The sequence below is a fragment of the Novosphingobium sp. KCTC 2891 genome, from assembly GCF_025938155.1.
Classification (GTDB): domain Bacteria; phylum Pseudomonadota; class Alphaproteobacteria; order Sphingomonadales; family Sphingomonadaceae; genus Novosphingobium.
Genome location: NZ_JAPCZG010000002.1, coordinates 22,016 through 44,996, shown reverse-complemented (window position 1 = coordinate 44,996; position 22,981 = coordinate 22,016). Strand labels below are relative to the sequence as shown.

General features: G+C 66.5%; 18 protein-coding genes and 1 tRNA gene. 9 read left to right on the top strand and 10 right to left on the bottom strand.

Going from position 1 to position 22,981, the window contains the following annotated elements:
- Position 1: 1 nt before the first annotated feature.
- Together OLX02_RS03825 and OLX02_RS03820 are read right to left on the bottom strand one after the other, a co-directional pair.
- Complete coding sequence (locus OLX02_RS03825) at positions 2–928, bottom strand: phasin family protein (protein WP_264420395.1); 927 nt, start codon at positions 926–928, stop codon at positions 2–4.
- Positions 929–1,102: 174 nt separating this feature from the next.
- The gene (locus OLX02_RS03820; protein WP_264420393.1) at positions 1,103–2,980 is read right to left on the bottom strand and encodes a PHA/PHB synthase family protein; all 1,878 of its coding nucleotides are present in this window, start codon (positions 2,978–2,980) and stop codon (positions 1,103–1,105) included.
- A 153-nt stretch (positions 2,981–3,133) separates the two neighbouring features.
- Here OLX02_RS03820 and OLX02_RS03815 point away from each other — a divergent pair, with 153 nt between their 5' ends.
- From OLX02_RS03815 to OLX02_RS03800, 4 genes are all read left to right on the top strand, one after another.
- Positions 3,134–4,333 carry an LL-diaminopimelate aminotransferase gene (locus tag OLX02_RS03815; RefSeq protein WP_264420391.1) on the top strand — a complete coding sequence of 400 codons (1,200 nt, stop codon included), beginning with the start codon at positions 3,134–3,136 and terminating at the stop codon, positions 4,331–4,333.
- 121 nt (positions 4,334–4,454) lie between these two features.
- Positions 4,455–5,255 carry a crotonase/enoyl-CoA hydratase family protein gene (locus tag OLX02_RS03810; RefSeq protein WP_264420389.1) on the top strand — a complete coding sequence of 267 codons (801 nt, stop codon included), beginning with the start codon at positions 4,455–4,457 and terminating at the stop codon, positions 5,253–5,255.
- Positions 5,256–5,306: 51 nt separating this feature from the next.
- On the top strand, positions 5,307–6,689 hold the full coding sequence (locus tag OLX02_RS03805) for an RNB domain-containing ribonuclease (RefSeq protein ID WP_264420388.1): 1,383 nt from the start codon (positions 5,307–5,309) through the stop codon (positions 6,687–6,689).
- Positions 6,690–6,754: 65 nt separating this feature from the next.
- Positions 6,755–6,828, top strand: a tRNA-Cys gene (locus OLX02_RS03800).
- Between the two features lie 333 nt (positions 6,829–7,161).
- Here OLX02_RS03800 and katG read toward each other — a convergent pair.
- The 5 genes from katG to OLX02_RS03775 form a co-directional block, all read right to left on the bottom strand.
- Positions 7,162–9,390 (bottom strand): catalase/peroxidase HPI, encoded by a 2,229-nt coding sequence (gene katG, locus OLX02_RS03795; RefSeq protein ID WP_264420387.1) that lies wholly within the window; start codon positions 9,388–9,390, stop codon positions 7,162–7,164.
- Positions 9,391–9,664: 274 nt separating this feature from the next.
- Positions 9,665–9,976 carry an ArsR/SmtB family transcription factor gene (locus OLX02_RS03790; protein WP_264420385.1) on the bottom strand — a complete coding sequence of 104 codons (312 nt, stop codon included), beginning with the start codon at positions 9,974–9,976 and terminating at the stop codon, positions 9,665–9,667.
- Entirely contained in the window at positions 9,973–13,197 is a 3,225-nt protein-coding gene (locus OLX02_RS03785; RefSeq protein ID WP_264420384.1) for an efflux RND transporter permease subunit, read from the bottom strand. Before OLX02_RS03785 ends, OLX02_RS03790 begins: the two co-directional genes overlap by 4 nt.
- Positions 13,197–14,231, bottom strand: a complete 1,035-nt coding sequence (locus OLX02_RS03780) for an efflux RND transporter periplasmic adaptor subunit (protein WP_319641229.1) — start codon at positions 14,229–14,231, stop codon at positions 13,197–13,199. Before OLX02_RS03780 ends, OLX02_RS03785 begins: the two co-directional genes overlap by 1 nt.
- A 38-nt stretch (positions 14,232–14,269) precedes the next feature.
- On the bottom strand, positions 14,270–14,605 hold the full coding sequence (locus OLX02_RS03775; RefSeq protein ID WP_264420382.1) for a rhodanese-like domain-containing protein: 336 nt from the start codon (positions 14,603–14,605) through the stop codon (positions 14,270–14,272).
- Between the two features lie 170 nt (positions 14,606–14,775).
- Here OLX02_RS03775 and OLX02_RS03770 point away from each other — a divergent pair, with 170 nt between their 5' ends.
- From OLX02_RS03770 to OLX02_RS03760, 3 genes are read left to right on the top strand one after another with little or no spacing between them, the layout of a single operon-like run.
- Positions 14,776–16,056, top strand: a complete 1,281-nt coding sequence (locus OLX02_RS03770) for an NAD(P)/FAD-dependent oxidoreductase (RefSeq protein ID WP_264420380.1) — start codon at positions 14,776–14,778, stop codon at positions 16,054–16,056.
- Between the two features lie 11 nt (positions 16,057–16,067).
- Positions 16,068–16,271 (top strand): DUF2892 domain-containing protein, encoded by a 204-nt coding sequence (locus OLX02_RS03765; protein ID WP_264420378.1) that lies wholly within the window; start codon positions 16,068–16,070, stop codon positions 16,269–16,271.
- Between the two features lie 12 nt (positions 16,272–16,283).
- Positions 16,284–17,549, top strand: coding sequence for a TolC family protein (locus OLX02_RS03760; protein WP_264420376.1), 1,266 nt, complete (start codon positions 16,284–16,286; stop codon positions 17,547–17,549).
- 75 nt (positions 17,550–17,624) lie between these two features.
- Here OLX02_RS03760 and OLX02_RS03755 read toward each other — a convergent pair whose 3' ends face one another.
- Positions 17,625–18,581: a polysaccharide deacetylase family protein gene (locus OLX02_RS03755; RefSeq protein ID WP_264420374.1), complete on the bottom strand. Its 957-nt coding sequence runs from the start codon at positions 18,579–18,581 to the stop codon at positions 17,625–17,627.
- Positions 18,582–18,789: 208 nt separating this feature from the next.
- Between OLX02_RS03755 and OLX02_RS03750 the strand changes: the two genes are divergently transcribed.
- Entirely contained in the window at positions 18,790–19,887 is a 1,098-nt protein-coding gene (locus OLX02_RS03750) for an acyltransferase family protein (RefSeq protein WP_264420373.1), read from the top strand.
- A gap of 127 nt (positions 19,888–20,014) precedes the next feature.
- Complete coding sequence (locus OLX02_RS03745) at positions 20,015–20,893, top strand: SMP-30/gluconolactonase/LRE family protein (RefSeq protein ID WP_264420372.1); 879 nt, start codon at positions 20,015–20,017, stop codon at positions 20,891–20,893.
- 19 nt (positions 20,894–20,912) lie between these two features.
- Here OLX02_RS03745 and OLX02_RS03740 read toward each other — a convergent pair whose 3' ends face one another.
- Positions 20,913–21,818: an ROK family protein gene (locus OLX02_RS03740; protein ID WP_264420370.1), complete on the bottom strand. Its 906-nt coding sequence runs from the start codon at positions 21,816–21,818 to the stop codon at positions 20,913–20,915.
- 5 nt (positions 21,819–21,823) lie between these two features.
- Positions 21,824–22,909, bottom strand: coding sequence for a glycoside hydrolase family 68 protein (locus tag OLX02_RS03735; protein WP_413630082.1), 1,086 nt, complete (start codon positions 22,907–22,909; stop codon positions 21,824–21,826).
- Between the last annotated feature and the right edge of the window lie 72 nt (positions 22,910–22,981).

Genomic DNA, 22,981 nt, shown 5'->3' with positions numbered 1-22,981 from the left:
ATCAGGCGGCCTGCTTCATCTTTTCGACCGCGAGGCTGACGCGGGTCGAAATCGGCTGGAAAGCTTCGTTGGCGAGCTTCAGCATGGCTTCGCTGTTCTTCGAGCTGGCGGCCACGGCGGCGTCGAACTGCTTGCGCAGGAGCGCCGACTGCTTCTCGAAGAACTCGGTGGGCGACTTGACCGAAGCCAGGCCCTTGAGTTCGGAAGTCATGGTTTCCATCGCCGACTTGCTTTCGGCAACGTAGCTCTTGCCCATTTCCTGCATGCCGGTGGCAAGGATCTTGCCCGACTGCACGATGGCTTCGACGTTGCCCTTGGCGAACTCGCCGGCATCGCCGAACGCAAGCTTGGCCTTGTCCGAAGCGCCCTTGACGGCGGACTGGAACTTTTCGGTGAATTCGTTGGCGGTGGTGGTCATGACGGAGTGTTCCTTCCTGGAAGCCGGCGCACTCCGCGAGAAGGGGGCGGCGGCGGGTATCACGCGGTTCTTGATCGGTGCAGTCGTCTTCGGCGGGACGCTCGCAACCGACTTGCGGGGGGCAGGCTTGGCCTTGGCGCGGGGCGCCGCAACCTTGACCGGAGCCACCGCTGCTGCGGGGGTCTTGGCCGGGGTGCGGGGCTTGGCCTGTCGGGCTTGCCTGACCTTGAGGGCGGGGACTTCGGCTTCGGGGGCACTGGCCACTTCGACAGTCACGGCGGGTTCTTCCGCGGCAACGATCTCGCTGGCAGGTGCTTCGGCCTTCTGCTCGCCCTCATCCTTGCGTGGACGGCCTGGCTTCCTCTTGGCGGGAAGGTCTTCGGCCGCGATGACCTCAGCGGCGGGGACGGTGTCCGGTTCGGCCACGGCCTCGACCACCTCGGGAACGACCACGGGGGCCGGAACCTGAGCCGGGGTCTCGATCATGTCTTCCTTCATTTCGTCTGCCATCGCTGACGGCTCCTGCAAAATGCCGCTTGGCCGATCGGAGTCTTTCCCATGGGCCTCTGCTGCACTGCACAAAATACGCATGATCCGCCCAGAGTCAAGGCGTCATGGTGCAGTGCACAATAAACCTGATCCAAAGGCGAGGTTCGGCCCCCTGTTCGGGTCCGGCCGAATGCGTCAGCGGGTCTTGACGTAGCGCCCAGGCGCGTCCTCGATCACGCTGTCGCCGCGGCCGCCGGGCTTGCGCTTGCCCTTCGCGGGGACACGCGCGGGGTCCAGCTTGCCGATCCAGTCGATCCAGTCCGGCCACCAGCTGCCCTTGGTCTCCTGCGCCCCGTCGATGAACTCGGCGAGCGTCCTCGCAGGTGCGTCGTTCAGCCAGTACTGGTACTTGCCCGCCTCGGGCGGGTTGACCACGCCGGCGATGTGGCCCGATCCGGCCAGCACGAATTTCCAGGGCCCGGCCAGATGGCGCGTCAGCTGCCACACGCTTTCCGCAGGCGCGATATGGTCCTCGCGCCCGGCCTGGATGTAGCATGGTGTTGCAATGCGGCGCAGGTCGATCGGCGTTCCATCGACAGTGATCGCGTCGGGCACGACCAACTGGTTGTCGCGATAGAGGTCCTCAAGATAGGCCTTGTGCCACTTCGACGGCAGGTTCGTGGTGTCGCCGTTCCAGTGGAGCAGGTCGAACGCGGGGTAGTCCTGCCCCAGCAGGTAGTTGTTGACCACGTAGTTCCAGATCAGGTCCGGGCCGCGCAGCAGGTTGAACGTGACTGCCATGTAGCGCCCGTCGAGATAGCCGTCGTTCGAGAGCGTTTCGAGCAGCGCGATCTGGTTCTCGTCGATGAAGTTCCTGAGGTCGCCCGCATTCGCGAAATCGACCTGGGCGGTGAAGAACGTGGCGGACGCGATACGGTCGGCCTCGCCGCGCCGCGCCAGCAGCGCCAGCGTGGCGGCCAGCGTGGTCCCCGCCACGCAATAGCCGATGGTGTGGACCGCCGGCACCCCCAGCCGCTCGCGCACCACGTCGACCGCTTCGATCTGGGCGCGGATGTAATCGTCCCACACCACGTCGGCCATGCTTGCGTCGGCCGATTTCCACGAGACGACGAACACCGTCAGCCCCTGCGCCACCGCCCAGCGGATGAAGCTGTTCTTCGGGTTGAGATCGAGGATGTAGAACCGGTTGATCCAGGGCGGGAAGATCAGCAGCGGCACCGCGCGCACTTCGTCGGTGACGGGCGAATACTGGATCAGCTGGAACAGCGGGGTTTCATGCACCACCTTGCCTGGCGTGGCGGCGATGTTGCGGCCCAGCTCGAACGCGTGCGGGTCGGTGTGGGTCAGCTGCCCCTTGCGCAAGTCTGCCAGCAGGTGCTCGGCGCCCTTCACCAGGTTCTCGCCCTGCGTTTCCAGCGTCCGCTCGATCACCAGCGGATTGGTCAGCGGGAAGTTTGCCGGGCTGAGCGCATCGGTGATCACCTTGGTCAGGAAGCGCAGCTGCTCCTTCTTCTCGGGCGCCAGGCCGTCGATCCCGGCCGCCATCGCGTTGATCCGCTCTGCCAGTAGCAGGTAGGTCTGGTGCAGCAGCGCGAAGACCGGCTGTTCGCGCCAGCGCGGATCGGCGAAGCGGCGATCCTTGCGCGGAAGCACGTGGTCGGCCTTCGGCTTGTCGCCCGCAAATTGCCCCAGCACCGTGGTCCACAGCGAGAGGCTTTCCTCCCACAGCTTCGCCTGCACTTCTGTCGAGGCGAGCGGCATGGCGCCCAACCACTGCGAGAACATCGCCGACCAGCGATCGCCATTGCCCAGCTTCATCAGCGCCGGTTCGATCCCGCCGGCCTGCTCCGCGCCGAAATCGAGCCACATCTTCTGAAGCTTGGCGGCGGACATCGCCCAGTGCTGCATATCCGCGGGATCGGGAACCTTGCTGCCCATCGTGGGCAGGAACGGTGCGAACAGCGATTGCAACGCCTCGCCCTGCTTGCGGAAGAGATCCTCCACCACGATGCTGTCGTCGTCGGCGTGGGGCGGCGTCTTGTCCCGGCTCATCTGCGCTTCCGTCTCACGAGGTCGTCTTCGGCGTTACACCTTGGTCTATACACGCGATGTGACAGCTTGTTAGCCCTTGCGGTTCCCTTGCGCGGCCGATTGGCGTAAGGCCGCGCTGCGGCAATTTCCGCCGCGTCATATGAGTAACCTGTCGTGGACGAAGAATTCTACCGCATGAAGCGCCTGCCGCCGTACGTCATCGCCGAAGTCAACGGCATGCGGGCAGCAGCACGCGCCGCAGGGCGGGACATCATCGACCTCGGCATGGGCAACCCCGATCTTCCCCCGCCCCAGCACGTGATCGACAAGCTGTGCGAAGTGGCGCAGAAGCCCGACGCGCACGGCTATTCGGCTTCCTCGGGCATCCCCGGCATCCGCAAGGCGCAGGCCAATTACTATGGCCGCCGCTTCAACGTCGATCTCGATCCAGAGACCGAAGTGGTGATGACCATGGGATCGAAGGAAGGGCTGGCCAGCCTCGCCACCGCGATCACCGCGCCGGGCGATGTCGTGCTGGCGCCCAACCCCAGCTATCCGATTCACACTTTCGGCTTCATCATCGCCGGGGCGACGATCCGTTCGGTGCCGACCACGCCCGACGAACGCTATTGGGATTCGCTCGACCGGGCGATGAAGTATTCGGTGCCGCGTCCCTCGATCCTGATCGTCAACTATCCGTCGAACCCGACGGCCGAGACCGTGGACCTCGCGTTCTACGAACGGCTGGTGGCGTGGGCGAAGGAGAACAAGGTGTGGATCCTGTCCGACCTTGCCTATTCCGAGCTGTATTTCGACGGCAACCCGACCCGCTCCATCCTTGAAGTGCCGGGGGCCAAGGACGTGGCGGTGGAATTCACCTCGATGTCCAAGACGTTCTCGATGGCGGGCTGGCGCGTCGGCTTCGCGGTCGGCAACAGGCATCTCATCGCGGCGCTCAAGCGGGTGAAGTCCTACCTCGATTACGGTGCGTTCACGCCCATCCAGGCGGCGGCCTGCGCCGCGCTCAACGGCCCGCAGGACATCGTCGACAAGAACCGCGAGCTTTACCAGAAGCGCCGCGACGTGATGGTCGAGGCGTTCGGCCGCGCCGGGTGGGAAATCCCCAGCCCGCCGGCCTCGATGTTCGCCTGGGCTCCGCTGCCGCCGGCGCTCCAGCATCTCGGCAGCCTCGAATTCTCGAAGCAGCTGCTCACCCATGCCGAAGTCGCGGTCGCGCCGGGTGTCGGCTATGGCGAGGACGGCGAAGGCTTCGTGCGCATCGCCATGGTCGAGAACGAGCAGCGCCTCCGCCAGGCGGCGCGCAACATCAAGCGCTACCTCCAGAGCATGGGCGTCAACGCTTCGGCGGCCTGACGCCATCCCGAACGGGCCGGCGCCGTTCGCGCGCGCGCCGGCCTATTTGGCTCTCCCTGCTTTACCCCCGGCGGCGAATGCGCAACGATGGGGCAAAGATCACGAAGGGATGAGGTTTTCCATGCGTTTCCACGACCGCGTCAGCGTCACCATCGAAGACCATGTCGCCCATGTCCTGCTCGACCGGGCGGACAAGATGAACGCGCTCGACGATGCGATGTTCGAAGGGTTGGTCGCCGCCGGCCACCACCTGCACGAACAGCGCGGCGTGCGCGCGGCGGTGATTTCGGGCGCTGGCCGCGCCTTCTGCGCAGGGATCGACCTCTCCAGTCTTGGCAACCGCAGCCGCTGGGAGGGTGAGAACACGCTCGTCATCCGCACCCATGGCAACTGCAACCGGCCGCAGCAGGCCGCGATGGTCTGGCGCAAGTTGCCGATGCCGGTGATAGCGGCGGTCCACGGCGTTGCCTTCGGCGGCGGGCTTCAGGTCGCGAGCGGGCCGGACATCAGGATCGTCCATCCCGATACGCGCATGGCGGTGATGGAATCGAAGTGGGGCCTTGTGCCCGACATGGCCGGCTTCGCGCTGTGGCGCGGCAATGTGCGCGACGATGTGCTGCGCGAACTGATCTACACCCACCGCGAATTCCGGGGCGAGGAGGCGCTGTCGCTGGGCTTCGCCACCCATGTCGATGCCGATCCGCTGGGCCGCGCGATGGCGCTGGCGCACGAGATCGCAGGCAAGAGCCCGACCGCGGTGCGCAGTTCCAAGTCGCTGTGCAACCGGGTGCCGGAATTGTCGACGGATCAGGTGCTCATGGCCGAAAGCCTGGCCCAGCAGGAACTGATGTACTCGCGCAACCAGACGGAAGCGGTGGCGTCCGGCATGGAAAAGCGCGCGCCCGAATTCGTCGATCCCTGAGCGCGACCCGAACGGCACCTAAACGAACCTGAAGGTATCTGAGCGTCTCTGATGAAGGCCCTGCACGATCCCGGCGGTATCCTGAGCCGCGGCCTCGCCGACATTCGCACCCAGTTCCAGGTGCCCGCCAGCTTTCCGCCGCAGGTCCTCGCCGCGGCGGAGGCCGCCGCCGCGCGCACGCCTGACGCTCACGTCGATCGCACCGCCGTTCCCTTCGTCACGCTTGACCCGGCGACGTCGACCGATCTTGACCAGGCCTTCGCCATCGAGCGCAGCGGGGGCGACCTCGTGCTGCGCTATGCCATCGCCGATGTCGCGTGGTTCGTGGCCGATGGCGATCCGGTCGACGTGGAGGCATGGCACCGGGGCGAGACGCTCTACCTGCCCGATGGCAAGGCGGGTCTCTATCCGCCGGTGCTGGCTGAAAAGGCCGCCAGCCTCCTGCCCGACGGCCCCCGCCCGGCGGTGGTCTTCGCCGTCCGCGTGGCGCCGGACGGGGAAACCCGGCTCGACGGCGTGGAGCGGGCGCTGGTGCGCAGCCGCGCCAAGCTGGCCTACGACCGGGTGCGTCCCGCCGATATGCCCGATGGCTTCGCCGAACTGGCCGAGCGGATCGCGGCGGCCGAAACCCGGCGCGGCGCGGCGCGCGTCGATCCGCCGCAGCAGGAAGTGGTGGGGCTGGGCCATGACCGGTTTGCGCTCGCCTATCGTCCGATGCTGGCGTCCGAAGAGCAGAACGCGGCGCTGTCGCTGGCGTCCAACCTCGCCGTCGCGCGGGCGCTGCTCGATCACCATACCGGGCTTTTCCGGGTGATGGCCGGGCCGGACGCGAAGGCGGTCGCGCGGCTGCGACAGACCGCCGGTGCGCTCGCGCTCGACTGGCCCGCGGGCATGGACATCAAGGATTTCGAGCGCACGCTCGATCCCGCCGATCCGCACCACGCCGCGTTCATGCTGGCGGTGCGCCGCGCGGGCAGCGGCGCGGGCTATGCGCCTTATCACGCCGGAGCGGAGCCGTGGCACGCGGCCATCGCGGCCCCCTATGCCCACGCCACCGCGCCGCTGCGCCGGCTGGCCGATCGCTATGTGATCCGCGCGGCGCTGGCGGTGGCGAACGGGCAGGCGGTGCCCGACGAAGTGGTTGCCGCGTTCGACCGCCTGCCCGAGGTGATGGCCCGCGCCGACGCGCTCGCCGGGCGGATCGAGCGCGCGGTGATCGACCTTGCCGAAACGGTCATGCTTCATGGCCGCGAGGGGGAGGTGTTCCGCGCGGTGGTGACCGATACCGAGGGGCCCAGCGCGCGAATCCATCTTGAGGGCCTGCCGGTGGTGGCGCGCACGCGCAGCCCCGGCGCGGCGCCTGGCACGCGGCTGGCGGTGCGGCTGGAAAAAGCCGATCCCGCCGCCCGCACGCTGGCATTTGTTCCGGCCTGAAAGAATCCCGTTGCGGCCGGCGCGCCGCTCGGCTAACCGCCCCCTTCCACGCGAATGCGCATCGAGGCCCGATGGCGGAGTGGTTACGCACCGGACTGCAAATCCGTTTACGCCGGTTCGATTCCGGCTCGGGCCTCCAAAAAATCAGCAGCTTGCATGAACGGCAACGACGAAGGCCCCGGACATGGGCAATTCGGCGGGTGACATCATGTTGCGCTGGTAATTGCGGCGCTGCAATTCCATTGGTCCCATGGGTTCCGCCCCCCGCGAAATGAGCCTCTCCGAATCGCGGGGCTCAGGGAACGCAGAGCCGCGGCCAGGCCCCTTTGCAGACCGTACTTCTCGGGCATCGCCGGCCGTAGGAAACGGGCGCCCCCCACACGCGGGCGCGCGGTGGGAAGTGGCGAGCGGTCTGCGGCGGCAAGCTCTTTGAAGCTTGCCGCCGCGCGCCACCTGTCTTGCCTAAGCCGGATCAGAAATGATCGGCGTTCATCACCTTGGTCCACGCCGCCACGAAGTCGGTCGTGAACTGCTGCTTTGCATCGTCGGAGGCATAGACTTCCGCCACCGCCCGCAGTTCCGAGTTCGAACCGAAGGCGAGGTCGACCGGCGTTGCCGTCCACTTCGCGGTGCCGCTCGCACGATCCTTGCCCTCGAAGAGGCCCGGCGTGCCTGCCGACCTGGACCAGACGGTGTCCATCGACAGCAGGTTGACGAAGAAGTCGTTGGTCAGAGTCCCCGGACGGCTTGTGAGCACGCCCGCCGTCGACGAGCCGGCGTTCGCACCCAGCGCCCGCATCCCGCCGAGCAGTACGGTCATTTCGGGGACGGTCAGCTTCAAGGTGCTTGCCTTGTCGACCAGCGATTCGGCCGGTCCCAGATCGGCATCGGTCGCGTAGTAGTTGCGGAAACCATCGGCCTTGGGCTGGAGATAGTTGAACGAGGCAACGTCGGTCTGCGCCTGCGTTGCATCGACCCGGCCCGGCGTGAACGGCACTGTCACGGTCTGTCCGGCTGCCTTGGCGGCCTGCTCGATGGCGACATTGCCGCCCAGCACGACGAGGTCGGCAAGGCTCACCTTCTTGCCGCCGGTCGCTCCCTTGTTGAACCTGGCGCGAATGGCTTCGAGCCGTCCCAGAACCTTTGTCAGTTCCGCGGGATTGTTCACGGCCCAGTTCTTCTGGGGTTCAAGCCGCAGGCGGGCCCCATTGGTGCCGCCGCGCATGTCGGTGGCGCGGAAGGTCGAGGCCGATGCCCAGGCCGTGCGCACCAGTTCTGCGGTGGTCAGGCCCGAACCTGCGATCTCTGCCTTGAGCCCGGTGACATCCGCGTCACCGATCATCGCGTAGTCCGCCTTGGGCAGGGGATCCTGCCAGGTGAACGTGACGCCGGGCACGTCCTTGCCGAGATAACGCGCTTGCGGCCCCATGTCGCGATGGGTCAGCTTGAACCACGCGCGGGCGAAGGCATCGGCAAAGGCCTGCGGGTTCTTCTGCCAGGCCTGGGTAATCTTGCGGAAGCCGGGGTCTTCACGCATCGCGATGTCGGTGGTGAACATGATCGGCGCGTGCCGCACGTCCGGACGATGGGCATCGGGCACCAGGTTGGCGGCTTCCGGGTCCTTCGGGATCCACTGAGTCGCGCCTGCGGGACTTTTGGTCTTTACCCATTCGAAGCCGTACAGATTGTCGAGGTATTGGGTGGTGAAGGCAACCGGGCTGGCGGACCATGCGCCTTCAAGGCCGCTGGAGACGGTGTCTTCGGCATTGCCCTTGCCGCACTTGTTGACCCAGCCAAGGCCCTGCTGCTCGATCGGGGCCATGCCGGGATCGGCAGCGACACATTCTTCGGGCTTGTGCGCGCCGTGCGCCTTGCCGAAGGTGTGGCCGCCGGCGATCAGGGCGGCCGTTTCATCGTCGGTCATCGCCATCGCACCAAAGGCGCGGCGGATATCGGCGGCGGCGGCCAGCGGATCGGGATTGCCGTTGGGGCCTTCGGGATTGACGTAGATCAGGCCCATCTGCGTGGCCGCGAGCGGTCCCTTCAGGTTGCCGCTGGCATCGCGCCGCTGGTCCGTCAGCATCTTGGTTTCCGGACCCCAGAAAACGAGGTCAGGCTGCCAGGCATCCACACGGCCACCGGCAAAGCCGAGCGTCTTGAAGCCCATGTCCTCCATGGCGACGTTGCCGGTCAGCACCATCAGGTCGCCCCACGAAAGCTTGCGGCCATACTTCTGCTTGATCGGCCAGACGAGGCGGCGCGCCTTGTCGAGGCTGACGTTGTCGGGCCATGAATTGAGCGGCTCAAACCGCTGTTCGCCGCCGTCCGATCCGCCGCGACCGTCCCCGGTGCGATAGGTGCCGGCGCTGTGCCAGGCCATGCGGATGAAGAAGGGGCCGTAGTTGCCATAGTCGGCCGGCCACCACGGCTGCGAGGTGTGCAGCACCTTCCGGATATCGGCCTTGACTGCATCGAGATCGAGCGAAGCGAATTCGCGCGCGTAGTTGTAGTCGGCACCATAGGGGTTCGACTGCGCTTCATTCTGGCGGAGTGCCGAGAGATCCAGGCTTTTGGGCCACCAGTCCTTGGCAGCGGGTGCGGCAGCGGGTGCGGCAGCGGTTTCTGCATGGGCAGGTCCTGCCAGTGCGACGGACGAGGCTGCCGCCATCAGGATGGCAACGGCGAGGCTACGGAACTTCATGATAGAGCTCTCCTCCTGTTCGGCCAGGTCGGCGCCGGGCTCGACATCGGATTATCGCTCACGGACGCCGCCGCCCAACGGGATAACAGTATCACAGTAATCGACAAAAGCGCTCAACAATCAAAGCGGAAGCAGGTGTTTCGATTTCCTGCGCGATTCCATGATGATGCCAGCTTGTCGCGTGCGGGGTGCCGGTTCTCGCACCGGATCGACTTGTCGCTGTTGCGGTATTCGTGGTGTTGCCGGCCGCGCTCGATCGCCTGTCGGCCAGGCATCACTTGCCGGTTGTGTTGCACAGTTCGCAAAGGGCGTGGATGACCCCGCGCATGACGGGATCCTTGAGGCTGTAGAAGCGGGTCTGCGCCTCGCCCCTTATCTTGACCACGCCTTCCTCGCGCAGCAGCGCCAGGTGCTGGGAAACCGACGATTGGGAAAGCCCGCTAAGCTCCACGAGTTCGCCGACGGACACCTCGCCTTCGTCCATGCGGCAGAGCATCAGCAGGCGCTCCGGGTGACCCATCAGCCTGAGGCGGCCTGCCATGCTCACGGCGTTGGCCTTGAGGTCCGAGAGATCGGCCGGCTTCATGCGCCAGGTTCCGGAAACGGCCGACCATCGTCGCGCAGCACGACATAGATCGCGGGAATGACCAGCACGGTCAGCAAGGTCGACGAGGCGAGCCCGAACAGCAGCGAGATGGCGAGACCCTGGAAGATGGGGTCGGTCAGGATCACCGCCGCGCCGATCATGGCTGCCGCTGCGGTCAGGACGATCGGCTTGAAGCGGATCATGCCTGCCTCGATCAGGGTTTCGCGCAGGCTCTTGTCCGGCGAGCGCGTGTGGCGGATGAAATCGACCAGCAGGATCGAATTGCGCACGATGATCCCCGCCAGGGCGATGAACCCGATCATCGAGGTCGCCGTGAACGGGGCGCGGAACAGCATGTGGCCCAGCACGATGCCGACCAGCGTGAGCGGGATGGGGGTAAGGATCACCAGCGGAATCGTGAAGCTGCGGAATTGACCGACCACCAGCACGTAGATGCCCAGCAGCGCGACCATGAATGCGCCGCCCATGTCGCGGAAGGTGACCCAGGTGATCTCCCATTCGCCGTCCCACAGCAGCGAGGTCTTGCTTTCGTCGTTCGGCTGCCCGTGAAGGATCACGTCCGGCTTTTGCAGGCCATGCGCCTTCCAGTCGAACTTGTTGATGGCATCGTCGACCGCCAGCATCCCGTAGATCGGCGCTTCGTAGCGGCCGGCGAGTTCAGCGGTCACCATGGCGGCTCCGCGGCCGTCGCGGCGGAAGATGGCCTGTCCGCCTGGTTCCATGCGCGCCGTGACCAGCTCGCCCAGGGGCACGAGCTGCCCGGTGGGCGTGGCCGCGACGGGCGTTGCGGCGAGCGAAGCCGACCAGCTGCGTTGCGACTGGTCGAGCGCGAGTTCGATCGGCAGCGGATCGCGATCATTGCCGCCCATTTGCCCATTTCTGGGTGCATAGCCGACCACTTGCGTGCCCATAAGCGCGCCGATGCTGTCGAACAGCTGGCGTTCGGACAGGCCATAGTGGTCAAGCTTTGCCCGGTCGGGGATCAGCTTGAGCGTCGGGCGGGGCTGTCCGAAGCTGTTGTCGACGTCGACGATGTAGGGCACCGACTTGAAGATCGCCTCGACCTGCGCGGCGGTCTTCTGGCGGGTGGCCTCGTCCGGACCGTAGATTTCGGCGAGCAGCGTTGCCAGCACCGGCGGTCCCGGCGGCGTCTCGACCACCTTCAGCGAGCCACCGGCGGGCAGGGGGATCGCCTTCAGCTTTTCACGCAGGTCCACCGCCACATCGTGGCTGGAGCGCGAGCGATCGCCCTTGGGCAGGAGCGTCACCATCAGGTCGCCCATTTCAGGGGCATTGCGCAGGAAATAGTGCCGGACCAGTCCATTGAAATTGAACGGGGCCGACGTTCCCGCATAGGCTTCCATCGAGGTGACTTCGGGCACGGTCCGCGCCACGGCGGCGGCCTGTTCCAGCACGCGCGACGTCGTCTCCAGGCTGGTGCCCTCCGGCAGGTCGGCCACGAGCTGCACTTCGCTCTTGTTGTCGAAAGGCAGCAGCTTCACCGTCACCGCCTTGAAGTAGAACATCGAGCACGCGGCCAGGGTGGCGACACCGACGATGACCAGGAAGCGCCTGGCGCTTTGCCGCGTGGCGATCACCTTGCTGGCATAGCGCTTGTAGAGCGCGCCCAGTTTGCCCCCGTGCTCGTCGTGTCCATGGGAGAGGGTCTTGCGGGCGAAGCGGACCATCAGCCAGGGCGCGATGATGACCGCGACGAAGAAGCTGAAGATCATCGAGGCCGAGGCGTTGATCGGGATCGGCGCCATGTAGGGGCCCATCAGGCCCGAGACGAACAGCATCGGCAGCAGGGCCGCAACGACGGTCAGCGTGGCGATGATCGTCGGGTTGCCGACTTCGGCCACGGCATCGACCGCGCCGTCGATGCGGCTGCGCCCATCGTTCATGGCCCAGTGCCGGGCGATGTTCTCGATCATCACGATGGCGTCATCGACCAGAATGCCGATGGAGAAGATCAGTGCGAACAGGCTGACGCGGTTGATCGTGAAGCCCATGACGTTCGATGCGAACATGGTCAGCATGATCGTGGTGGGGATGACGATGGCGGTAACGCCCGCTTCGCGCCAGCCAATGGCAAAGCCGATCAGCACGACGATCGAGACGGTTGCCAGCGCGAGGTGGAAGATCAGCTCGTTGGCTTTATCGTTCGCGCTTTCGCCATAGTTGCGGGTGACGGCCACGTCGACGCCCGCCGGGATCAGCGTGTTCTTGAGCGCATTGACGCGTTCCACGACGCCTTCCGAAACAGTGACCGCGTTGGCGCCGGCGCGCTTGGCGATGGCAAGGCTGACTGCCGGACCCATATTCCAGCCCGAACGATCATCCTTTGCCCAGCGCCAGGCGCGGGCCTGGTTCTGCGTCGGAGCCTGCTCGATTTTCGCGACATCGGAAAGCAGGACCGGGGCGCCGCTGGCCGAGCGCACGGTCAGGTTCGCAAGTTCCTGCGCATCGCGCAGCGTCTGGCCGGCAACGACCAGTGCCGCTTGCCCGCCTTCGCGCACGGTTCCGGCCGGGAGGGCGCGATTGGCCTGCGAAACGGCTTCGATCAGATTGCCCAGCGGCACGCGGTAGAGCGCCAGCCTGGCCGGATCGGGAACCACGCGCAGCGCCATGTGCTGGCCGCCGGTGATGAAGGTGAGGCCGACATCGTCGACCTTGGCAATCTCGGTCCTGAGCTTGCCCGCCAGTTCGGCCAGGGCCTGGTCGTCCCATCGGCCGGGCGTGCCGGGCTTCGGGGTCAGCGTCAGGACCACGATCGGCACGTCGTTGATCCCGCGCACCGTCACCTGCGGCGCAGGGATACCGACCGGAATCCGGTCCTTGTTGGCCTCGATCTTCTCGTTGATGCGGATCGCCGCGTCCTCGGGGTTCGAGCCGACGAGGAACCGGGCGGTGACCATGGCGCCGTTATCCTGCGCCTGGGTGTAGACATGTTCGACGCCGTCGACGCTCTTGACGATGGTCTCCAGCGGCTTGCCCACCAGCTCCACGGCGTCAGACGCGGACAGGCCCGGTGCCTGGACCATGATGTCCACCATGGGCACCTTGATCTGCGGTTCCTCTTCGCGCGGGATCGTGATCGTGGCCAGCAGGCCGACAAGGATCGCGGCCAGCAGGAACAGCGGGGTGAGCGGCGACATGATCGTCGCCCGCGTCAGCTTGCCGGATATGCCGATGTTCATCAGCGCCGGGCTCCGTTCGGCTGAGCACCATTCGGGCCAACCAGTGTATCGCCGGCACTTGCGCCGGAAAGGATTTCAACCTTGCCCGGTTCCGCCGACGCTGCCGTCTGCACAGGCACCTGCGCGGCCGAACCGTCCTTGGCGAGGATCGTCACATAGTCGATGCCATAGCGATTGGTGACATAGCCGGCCGGCACCAGCAGGGCCTTGCGCGCCCCGGTATCGACCTTCGCGGCAACGCGGCGGCCGATCAGGCGGTTGTCGATACCCGGCATGTTCACGTCGGCGGTCACCTGTCCGGCGGTGACGGAGGGATAGAGCTTGATCACCGTCCCCACGCCCGCGCCGCTGCCGATGCCGCTTGCGGTGACTCGCGATCCCGCATGGACCTTGTCGGCAAGCGATTCGGGCATTTCGAGGCGGACGATGGTCGGGCCAGCGGTAATCACGGCGATCGCCATGCCCGGCGCAACGGGGGAACCGGCGGGGACATCGGCGCGCAGGACGCGGCCGCTGGCAGGCGCGGTAACCGTGCCTTGCCCTGCCACGGCTCCCACCGCCGACTGCTGGGCCTGCGCCGCACGCACCTGAGCATTGGCCGCAGCCGCTGCCGCCTCCGCCTGTTCAAGACGCGCCTTGGCGTAAACGCCGTTCTGGTAGAGGAACCGGGTGCGCGACAGTTCGCCCTGGGCCTGCGCGGCCTGGGCCTGCGCGGCGGCGGCCTGCGCGCCATAGGCGCCGGCCTGATAGCCAAGCTGGCTGTCGACAATGCGCCCGATGACCTGGCCCTTGGCAACCATGTCGCCTTCCCTGACCGTCAGCGTGGTCAGGATGCCGGGAATGCGGGCCAGAACCTGGGCCTGATCGACCGTGGCGATTTCGGCGCTGACGTCTTGCCAGTTCACCGTGTCGCTGGCGCCGAGGACCAGCCGGGGACCTGCCGGCGCCTTGGCCGTCTGCGCCGTCTCCTCGCCGCTGCTGCAGCCGGTGAGCGGTAGAGCAAGGACCGCCGTGCCCAAGGCGGTCAGGGCCAACAGGTATCCCCGCATTGTCATGTCCCCTGCAGAGTTGCTTATCGTTCGACCGGCAAGCCGGCCGATTGCCAGGCGCCAAAACCGCCCGCGAGATGGGTATCGACGGCGGACTGGGCCACGGCGCACTTGTCGAGCGCCATCGCCGAACGTTTGCCGCCCAGGCAGTTGAGCACCAGCGTCTTGCCGGCGGTGTCCGGCAGTCTGGATGGCTGGAACGTCGACAGCGGCATGTTGATCGCGCCGGGAATGTGCCCGCTCTCGAACTCATCCACTTCGCGCACATCCACCACGACCGCTTTGCCCGAGCGCAGCATCGCGTCGAGTTCCTGCGCGGTCACTTCGGGATGCTTTGGCGTACCGAACCCAAAAACCATCGGCTCATCCTTTCACGGGGAGTGACCCTCAACGGGTCCCTGGCAAACTTTATCCCTTGCTCATATCCTAAAATGATTATATAAGTCAACGCCGATGCAACACATCGTTGCGCGTTTCGACCGATTTTCCGAGCGACCGAGGCTCTGAACTGGATTGCGGGAGAGCGAAAATGTCATTGCCCCAGATCATTATCCTGGGTTCAGGCCTTGGCGGCACGATCGCTGCCTATGAAATCCGCGATGCCGCGAAGGGCAAGGCGGAGGTCACCGTGATCAACGACCAGGAAGATTTCTGGTTCGTCCCGAGCAATCCCTGGGTGGCGGTGCGTTGGCGCGAGCCCGACGCCGTAAAGGTCCATTTGCCGCCGATCATGAAGAAGAAGGGCATCGGGTTTACCGCCGTGGGCGCAAAGCGGGTGCACCCCGCCGAGAACCGGGTCGAACTCAACGACGGCACGTCGCTGGCCTACGATTACCTTGTGATCGCCACTGGCCCCGAACTGGCCTTCGACGAGGTGGAAGGGCTTGGTCCAGACGGGTTTACCCAGTCGGTCTGCCGAACGGATCATGCCTCTCATGCGGCAGATGCCTTCGATCGCTTCTGCGAGAATCCGAAACCCATCGTGGTCGGCGCCGCGCAGGGCGCATCTTGCTATGGCCCTGCCTACGAATTTGCGCTGATTCTCGACACCGAACTGCGCCGCCGCAAGATCCGCGACCGCGTGCCGATGACCTACATCAGCCCGGAACCCTACATCGGCCATCTCGGCCTGGACGGCGTGGGCGACACCAAGTCGCTGCTTGAAAGCGAGCTGCGCAACCGGCACATCAAGTGGATCACCAATGCCCGCATCACCAAGGTGGAAGAGGGCACCATGCATGTCGAGGAAGTGGCCGAGGACGGTTCGGTCAAGTCGGCCCATGACCTGCCGTTCGGCTATTCGATGATCCTGCCCGCCTTCCGCGGCGTCGGGGCCGTGCACGGCATCGAAGGGCTGACCAATCCTCGCGGGTTCATCCTGGCCGACAAGCACCAGCGCAATCCGACCTTCAAGAACGTCTATTCGCTGGGGGTGTGCGTTGCGATCCCGCCGATCGGACCGACCCCTGTTCCCGTGGGCGTGCCCAAGACCGGCTTCATGATCGAATCGATGGTCACCGCCATCGCGGCCAATCTGAAGCTGGAACTGGAAGGCAAGGAGCCGGCCGAAGAAGCCACCTGGAACGCCGTGTGCCTGGCCGACTTTGGCGACGGCGGTGTCGCCTTCGTGGCCCAGCCCCAGATCCCGCCGCGCAACCTCAACTGGTCGTCGAGCGGCAAGTGGGTGCACCTCGCGAAAGTCGGGTTCGAGAAGTACTTCCTGCACAAAGTACGGCGCGGGACCAGTGAACCCTTTTACGAAAAGCTTGCGATGCACGCGCTCGGCATCCGCAAGCTGCGCTTCAAATAAGGAGAATGGCCATGATGCTTGATGCTGCGGTTTTCCGCTTCGCCGGAGTGGTGGTTCTGGCCAGCCTGGCGCTGGCGCACTGGGTTCATCCGGGGTTTCTCTGGCTGACCGCGTTCGCCGGCGCGAATCTGTTGCAGGCCAGCTTCACCGGTTTTTGCCCTGCGGCAATGATCTTCAAGAAGCTGGGTGTCAGGCCCGGTAACGCGTTCAATTGAATCGGGACTGAAATGCGCCGCCTGATTCTGCCGTTGGTCACGCTATCCTGCCTCGCTGCCGCCCCCCCGGCATCGGGGCAGGATCTCGCCGCCGCCGTCACCGATGCTTTGGCGAACGCCCCCACGCTCGCCGAAGCCAACGCGGGTGAGGCGGCGGCGAAAGCCCGGCTCGACCGCGCACGTGCGGAAAGCAATCCGCTCCTGCGGGTGGAAGGATCGTACGGAGTCGGCCGGATCGATAACGGCGGCTTCTTCGGCCTTGCGGCGGACAGTGTTTCTCCCTTCACGGTGCAGGCCACCGCGGAGATGCCGCTCTACGCCGGCGGGCGAATTTCATCGGCCATCGATCAGGCGCGCGGCGGCGCGGACATGGCGCGCTTCGGAGCAGAACAGGCGCGGTTGCAGACCATCGTTCGGGCGGTCAGCACCTACACCGAGGTTCTCACCGCGCGGAAGCTCGAAGCCCGGTATGGCCAACTCGTCGGCGAACTCGTCGAAACCGAGCGGCAAGCGGAATTGCGGTTCCGCGCGGGCGAGATCGCCAGTTCCGAACTGGCCCAGGCGCGCGCGAGAAAGGCAGAAGCCGACGCCGGACTTGCTCAGGCGCAAGGACGCCGCACTTCAGCCGAGGCCGCCTATCAACGCCTGACGGGCAAACCCGCCGGCGATTTCGCGCCCCTGCCGGCGTTGCCGCATATTCCGGCAACGCTCGACGAAGCGCTGGATATGGCGCGCACTTCCAATCCGGCCTTGCGGCAGGCGAAGGCGGGCGTGGACGTTGCGCGTGCCGGGGTTCGTTCCGCCAAGGCAGAAGGTATGCCGACCGTCGGTGCCTTTGCCGAGGCGGCGCATGTGCGTGACCAGTTCTTTCCCGGCTACAAAGCGGACTCGGTTGCCGTGGGTGTGCGCGGGCGCTGGACCTTGTGGGCCGGGGGGCGCGTTTCTTCGCAGACACGTGCTGCCGATGCCGATCTCGATGCCAGCGAAGCAAGGCTCCGCCAGGCCGATCAGGCGCTGGAAGGCATGGTCATCGATGCCTGGCAGGGACTGATAACGGCGCGGCGCATGACCGATGCATCGCGTCTGCGCACCGACGCCGCCGCCGAAGCGCTGCGCGGCACCCGCCTCGAGGCGAAGGTGGGCGCAAAGCCCACGCTTGCCGTGCTCGATGCCGAACGCGAAGCGATCGAGGCCGAAGCCGCGCTGCTGCAGGCCGAAGGCATGCAGACCGTTGCTGCCTGGCAGCTCAACGCCCTGACCGGAAACATCGCGCCATGAGCGATACGGCCATCTAGGGCGGGGCGGCCCGATGGGGGCGCATATCGAGCGCCGCGCGCAACCATCGATATGAGCCTAGTGGCGGTCGTTTTCCAGCTTGTCGTAGCTGGTCACGATGCTGGCCGGCACTTCCGGAAAGTCATCCCAGGGCAATTCGCGGTGCAGCGCCTGCGACCAGCGCTCCAGCCACTCGATACCGTCCGCACCGACATAGGGATCGGGCGTGCGGTAGGCCGGATCGCGCATCGCCCGGTCCAGGCTGGTGAAATGCATTCCGCGCCGGGTGATAAGACCGGTCAGGCTGTCGATGCAGTCGGCATTCAGCTTGCTGGCGTGAAGCAGCATCACATAGGCGATGTCGCGCCCGAACAGCGCGTGCGCCGCCTTGCGCGACCAGTCGATGGTGAGCGCGGAATGGGCGAGGTAAGCCTCGCGGATGTAAGCCGCGCGGGCATGGTCGTGATGGAGCACCGCGTCGTCGTAGGGTTCGGCAAACTCCCAGTCGTCCGGGTCGATCGTCACCGGCGCGGAGCGATAGCCGTGGGCCGCGAGCCAGCCCGCGACGAACGACTTGGTGGCTGTGTCCGCCCCGGTTTCGAGATTGGGGAAGCGGAACCAGCGCAGGTGCCTGTGCCGGGCGGCCATCAGCGCGCCGGTGACTTTCTCGCCCTTGGCGATATCGGCCACGAAGGGGCGGGCGCCCAGCGTGTTGAGCGATTCGTGCGAGTAGGTGTGGTTGCCGAGGTCCATTCCGGCTTGCAGCCAACGCTTCAGGATCGCGATCTGGTGGCCGCGGTCCAGTTCGTCGAGCTTGCCTTCGTTGACGAAACCCGTCGCGGCGATCCGGTGCCGGCGCAGCCCCGTCAGCAGGTCGTGGTTGAAGCTGTCGACGTATCGCTGGTTGGGCAGCGACAGCCCCGGCAGGTCGTCGAACGTCAGGGCAACTTGGCCGGCCGGGGGCGAAGCCGCCCGAACCGGGGCCGCGCACAGTAGGGTCAGCGATGCGAGCATGGCAGTCAGAAGTTTAAGCAAGGCGTGTGTTCCTCCGGGAGCCCGCGTCGATGGCAATCGCGGACTCCTTCCGCTTCTTGAACGGCGCCCTTTTAGCCCGGCGATACGCGTCGACGCGAATTACGAAGGCGTAACCTCGTTGCCATGCGGCGTGCAGGTGATGGCGTGCAAGGTGATCGTCAGGAGAACACCGATTCATTTGCGTGAGTGCCAGAAAGCGGAAGCGATAGTGCAGGGCGAGGAACATTCCCGCGGCCGGGACAAGCCGCGCGAGAGCGCCCGTGAAAGCGGTGGCTTGTGGTCGATCCACTATCTGCGCGCGATCGCGGCCCTGGGCGTGGTGCTGTTCCACAGCCTGGACGGCACGAACTGGCAGTTCAACCTGGGCGCGGCGGGCATCCACCTGTTCTTCACGATCAGCGGTTTCGTGATCTGGACGAGCACCGAGCGGCGGCCGGTCGCCGTGGCGCCCTTCATGGCGGCGCGCATCGTCCGGATCGTGCCGCTGTACTGGCTGGCCACGCTGGTCGCGGTTCTTTCGACGTTCGTGGTGCCGGGCTATTTCTGGCAGGCGACGACCCGGCCGATCAACCTGGTCACCTCGCTGCTGTTCATTCCCCACGAGGGAGTGTCGGGCGGCGTTTACCCGGTTCTCTACCAGGGGTGGACGCTGCAATACGAAATGTACTTCTATGCCCTGTTCGCGGCCTGCCTGATCGTGCCTGCGCGGCGCCGGTTGCTGGCGCTTGCGGTCTGTCTGGGTGTTGCCTTGGCAGCGGGCGCGATCTTCAAGCCGGACGGGCCGATCCTGCAAACCTACACCCATCCGATCTGCCTTGAATTCCTTGCCGGCGTGGTGGCCGCCCGGATCGTGGATGCGGCGGGGAAACGGCTTGGCCGTGGCGGTGCTGCGCTGCTCGCGGCAGCCGGCGGCATCGCCTTCCTGCTGGCCGACACCTGCGAAGACCGGCTGGGCTGGTGGGCGAACGTGCTGCTGCCGCTGGGCACGGCATCGGTGGTGGTCGGCCTGGTCTGCCTGGAACGTGCCGGAGGGTTGGTGCGCAGCACCTGGTTGCGCTTTGCCGGAGAGGCTTCCTATTCCACCTATCTGTTTCAGACGGTCGGGTTCGCGCTGGTCGCGTCCCTGATGCCGCACTTGCCCGCGCTGGCACGGGTCCTGCTGTTCGTGGTGGCCGCGCAGACCTGCGGATGCCTGATGTTCCGGTTCGTGGAGAAGCCACTGGTCCGCACGCTCAAGGCGCACACGCTTCAGCGAAGCGGGGATCGCCGCGTATCGGGCGCGGCGCGGGCAGAGCCGATCCCTTAAGCGCCCCCCGCGCCCCGCCACCTGTCCGAAATCACGGCTACCGCCGGACCGGACGAGCGCTCAACTCTGCCCCGACACGACAGAACAGCGAAATTGGCCCGACGGCCTTCGCGGCAGGGAGAGAGCCATGATCGAGGAGGGTGCCGGCGCGTTCGAGGAGCTGGCGATGGGGTATGGCTTCGTCGAGGCTCCGCGCGGCGCGCCAGATGGCTCGCAGTGGTTCGCCGATCTTGCCGGCGCCACCGTCTATCGCCGCGATGCGGGGGGAGGCGTGCAGGCCATGCTGACCGGCCGCGACTGGGTTGGCGGCATCGTGCACGATGTTTCGGGGCAGGTGCTGTGCAGCGGCCGCGGCGGGATCGTGGCGCTTGACCCCGCCACCGGCGCCACCCGCACGGTCCTGGCCGAAATCGAAGGCGAGCCGATCATCGCAGTCAACGACATGGAGGGCGACGGACGCGGCGGCATCTATGCCGGGACGATCGATTTCGTCTCGATCATGGAAACGGGGCAGGCGCCCGCACCCGGCCGGTTCTTCCACATGGACGCGCAAGGCACGGTCACCGTCCTGCGCCGCGACGTCCATGCATCGAATGGCATCGGGCTCAGCCCGTGCGGTCGCTGGCTTTACCATTCCGACACCTCGCGCGGGATCTGGCGCCATGCGCTGGAGGCCGGACAGGCGGGGCAGCCGGAACTGTTCATCCCGCTTGGCGACAGCGATGGCCTTGTGGTGGACCGCGAGGGTGGGCTGTGGGTGGCCTGCTGGGAAAGCGGCAGGTTGCTGCGCTTTGATGCCGATGGGACGCAGACGCACTGCCTGACCAGCCGATATCCCCATATCGTCAGTCTGGGTTTTGAGCCGGGCGATCTGTCGTCGCTGCTGGTCAGCACGGGCGGCAACGAAACCGTCACCGGCGCGGGCGGGGTGCTGCGGCTGAAAGTGGCGGTGCCGGGTATGCGCGAGCACCCTTCGGCGCTTGCCATGCTGCAACGATCGTCGTGACCGCTTTCGAGGCAGGTCTTCAGCCGAGTGCGTCGAGCGCGAGGGCGATGGCGCCGAGCGGGCCGGCCTTGCCGCCCAGCGCCGGCACGGTGACGCGGGTTTCGACCGTCTCGGGCGTCAGGAACGGCAGGTAGCCGCCAAGGCTTGCGAGCAGGTGGGTGCGGACCTGGGGCAGCAGGGCGGCGCGGGCGATGCCGATGCCGCCGCCGATCAGCACGGCTTCGACCGAGGTGATGAGGAACAGCGTGGCGACGAGATCGGCGATTTCGGTCGCGACGTAGGCCCAGGTGGGGTGGTCGGCAGGGACTTGCTCGCCCGGCATTCCGAAGCGCGCGGCGAGCGCGGGGCCGCTGACGAGGCCCTCGATGCAGTCGCCGTGGAACCGGCAGGTGCCGGCGAACGTGTCCCCTGCGGCGCGGCGGACGCGGACGTGACCAATCTCGGGGTGCATCGCGCCGTGGACCGCGCGGCCGTCGATGACCACGCCTCCGCCAAGACCGGTGCCGATGGTGATGTAGCACAGGCTTTGGAAGCCCTGCGCCGCGCCGGCGCCCCAGCGATATTCCGCAAGCGCGGCGCCATTGACGTCGGTGTCGATCGCGACGGGGCAGGCGAGGCCATCCGCCAGCGCGGCGCGGACCGCGGCGCCCGACCAGTGCGGCTTGGGCGTGGGCAGCATCGTGCCGGCCGCAAGGTCGAGCGGGCCGAACGAGGCGATGCCGAGCGCGGCGATGGGCGCGGCATCGTTCCAGCGGCGCAGGACCGCCGATGCGGCGGGCAGGGTGATTTCCGGCGCTTCGGTGGGAATGGCGACCTGCTCGACGATGGTCTGGCCCTCCGCGAGGACGAGGATGGTCTTGGTGCCGCCGAGTTCGACGCCGGCAAGGCGGGGGGCAGGCCGGGGGGCAGGGCGGGGCTGGGTCATCGCGATCAGGTCTCCTTCAACGCGGCGCGGGTGCCGTCCAGCTCCAGATGAAGGAACGGGGCAAATGTAGCGCCGAAGCGGCGTACATCGTCGCCGCCCCAGTTGTCGACGAAGCTGGTGACCGAAAGATCCGGCAGGACCATCCAGCTATAGGCCTGCGCCGGTGCCTGCGGCGGGTTGGCGAAGACGAGGCCGGTGCCGTTGAGCGGCTGCCACGGCCCTTCCACGGTGTCTGCCACCATGCCGTAAAGACCCGTGGGGCCGACCGGCCCGGCAGGATCGAAGACGTGCGCCTGCGTCGACCAGAACAGATAGACCTTGCCCGCGTGGCTAACGAGGTGGGGGCGTTCCAGTTCGTTGTTCAGTCCGTCTGCCGAGACGATGGGCGGCAGCAGGCGCCAGGCATCGGGCGCGTCCGGCTCCGCCACGGCGAGGCCGATCACTCCGTTGTAGGCGCTGGGCGATCCGGCGAGCGAGGCGGCGAAAGTCAGCCAGTGGCGGCCGTCCGCACTGCGGAAATAGGCGGGATCGCGCCATGCCTTGATCGTGCCGATACCGCCGCCGATGGTGGTGGGCATATAGTGCGCGGGATCGGGCGGCACCACTTCGGCAAGGTCGTGCCAATCGGTGCAGCGGCCATCGCTTTCGAGCGTGGCGCGGGCCGAGAACATCCGCTGCTCGAAAGTCAGCTCGCTTTCGCCCCGGCGGCCGGCGGCGGTGAAGTAGAGCGTCAGCGTGCCGTCATCGTCGGCAATGGCGCTGCCAGACCATTCGCGGCTGCCGGGGGCGAAGCCATCGGGCATCGCCGGGCCAATTTCGGTCCATGCGCCATTGGCGGCGCGGCGAAACAGGGTGATGCGGGCGTGGCCGTGGCGCTCGTCCGGATCGGGGAAGCGCGGCGCGCCAAGCGCCATCCACACCTGCGCGCCATCGGGCAGCAGGAAGGGGTGGCCATCGCGCCGCTGGAGTGGCCAGGCATCCCAGATGTCGGTGGCGGCGGAGACACGTGCCACGTCGGTCTCGGTCAGCAGCGGGGCAGCGGCATGGGGTCCGATGGCGCGGACGTGGTCCGCGCTCCAGCGCGAGGGGATCGGCAAGGTGCTCTCCTGCTGGAAATGGGGAGGGAGGACCGCCGGCGGACTTGTCCGCCGGCGGCGCCCATG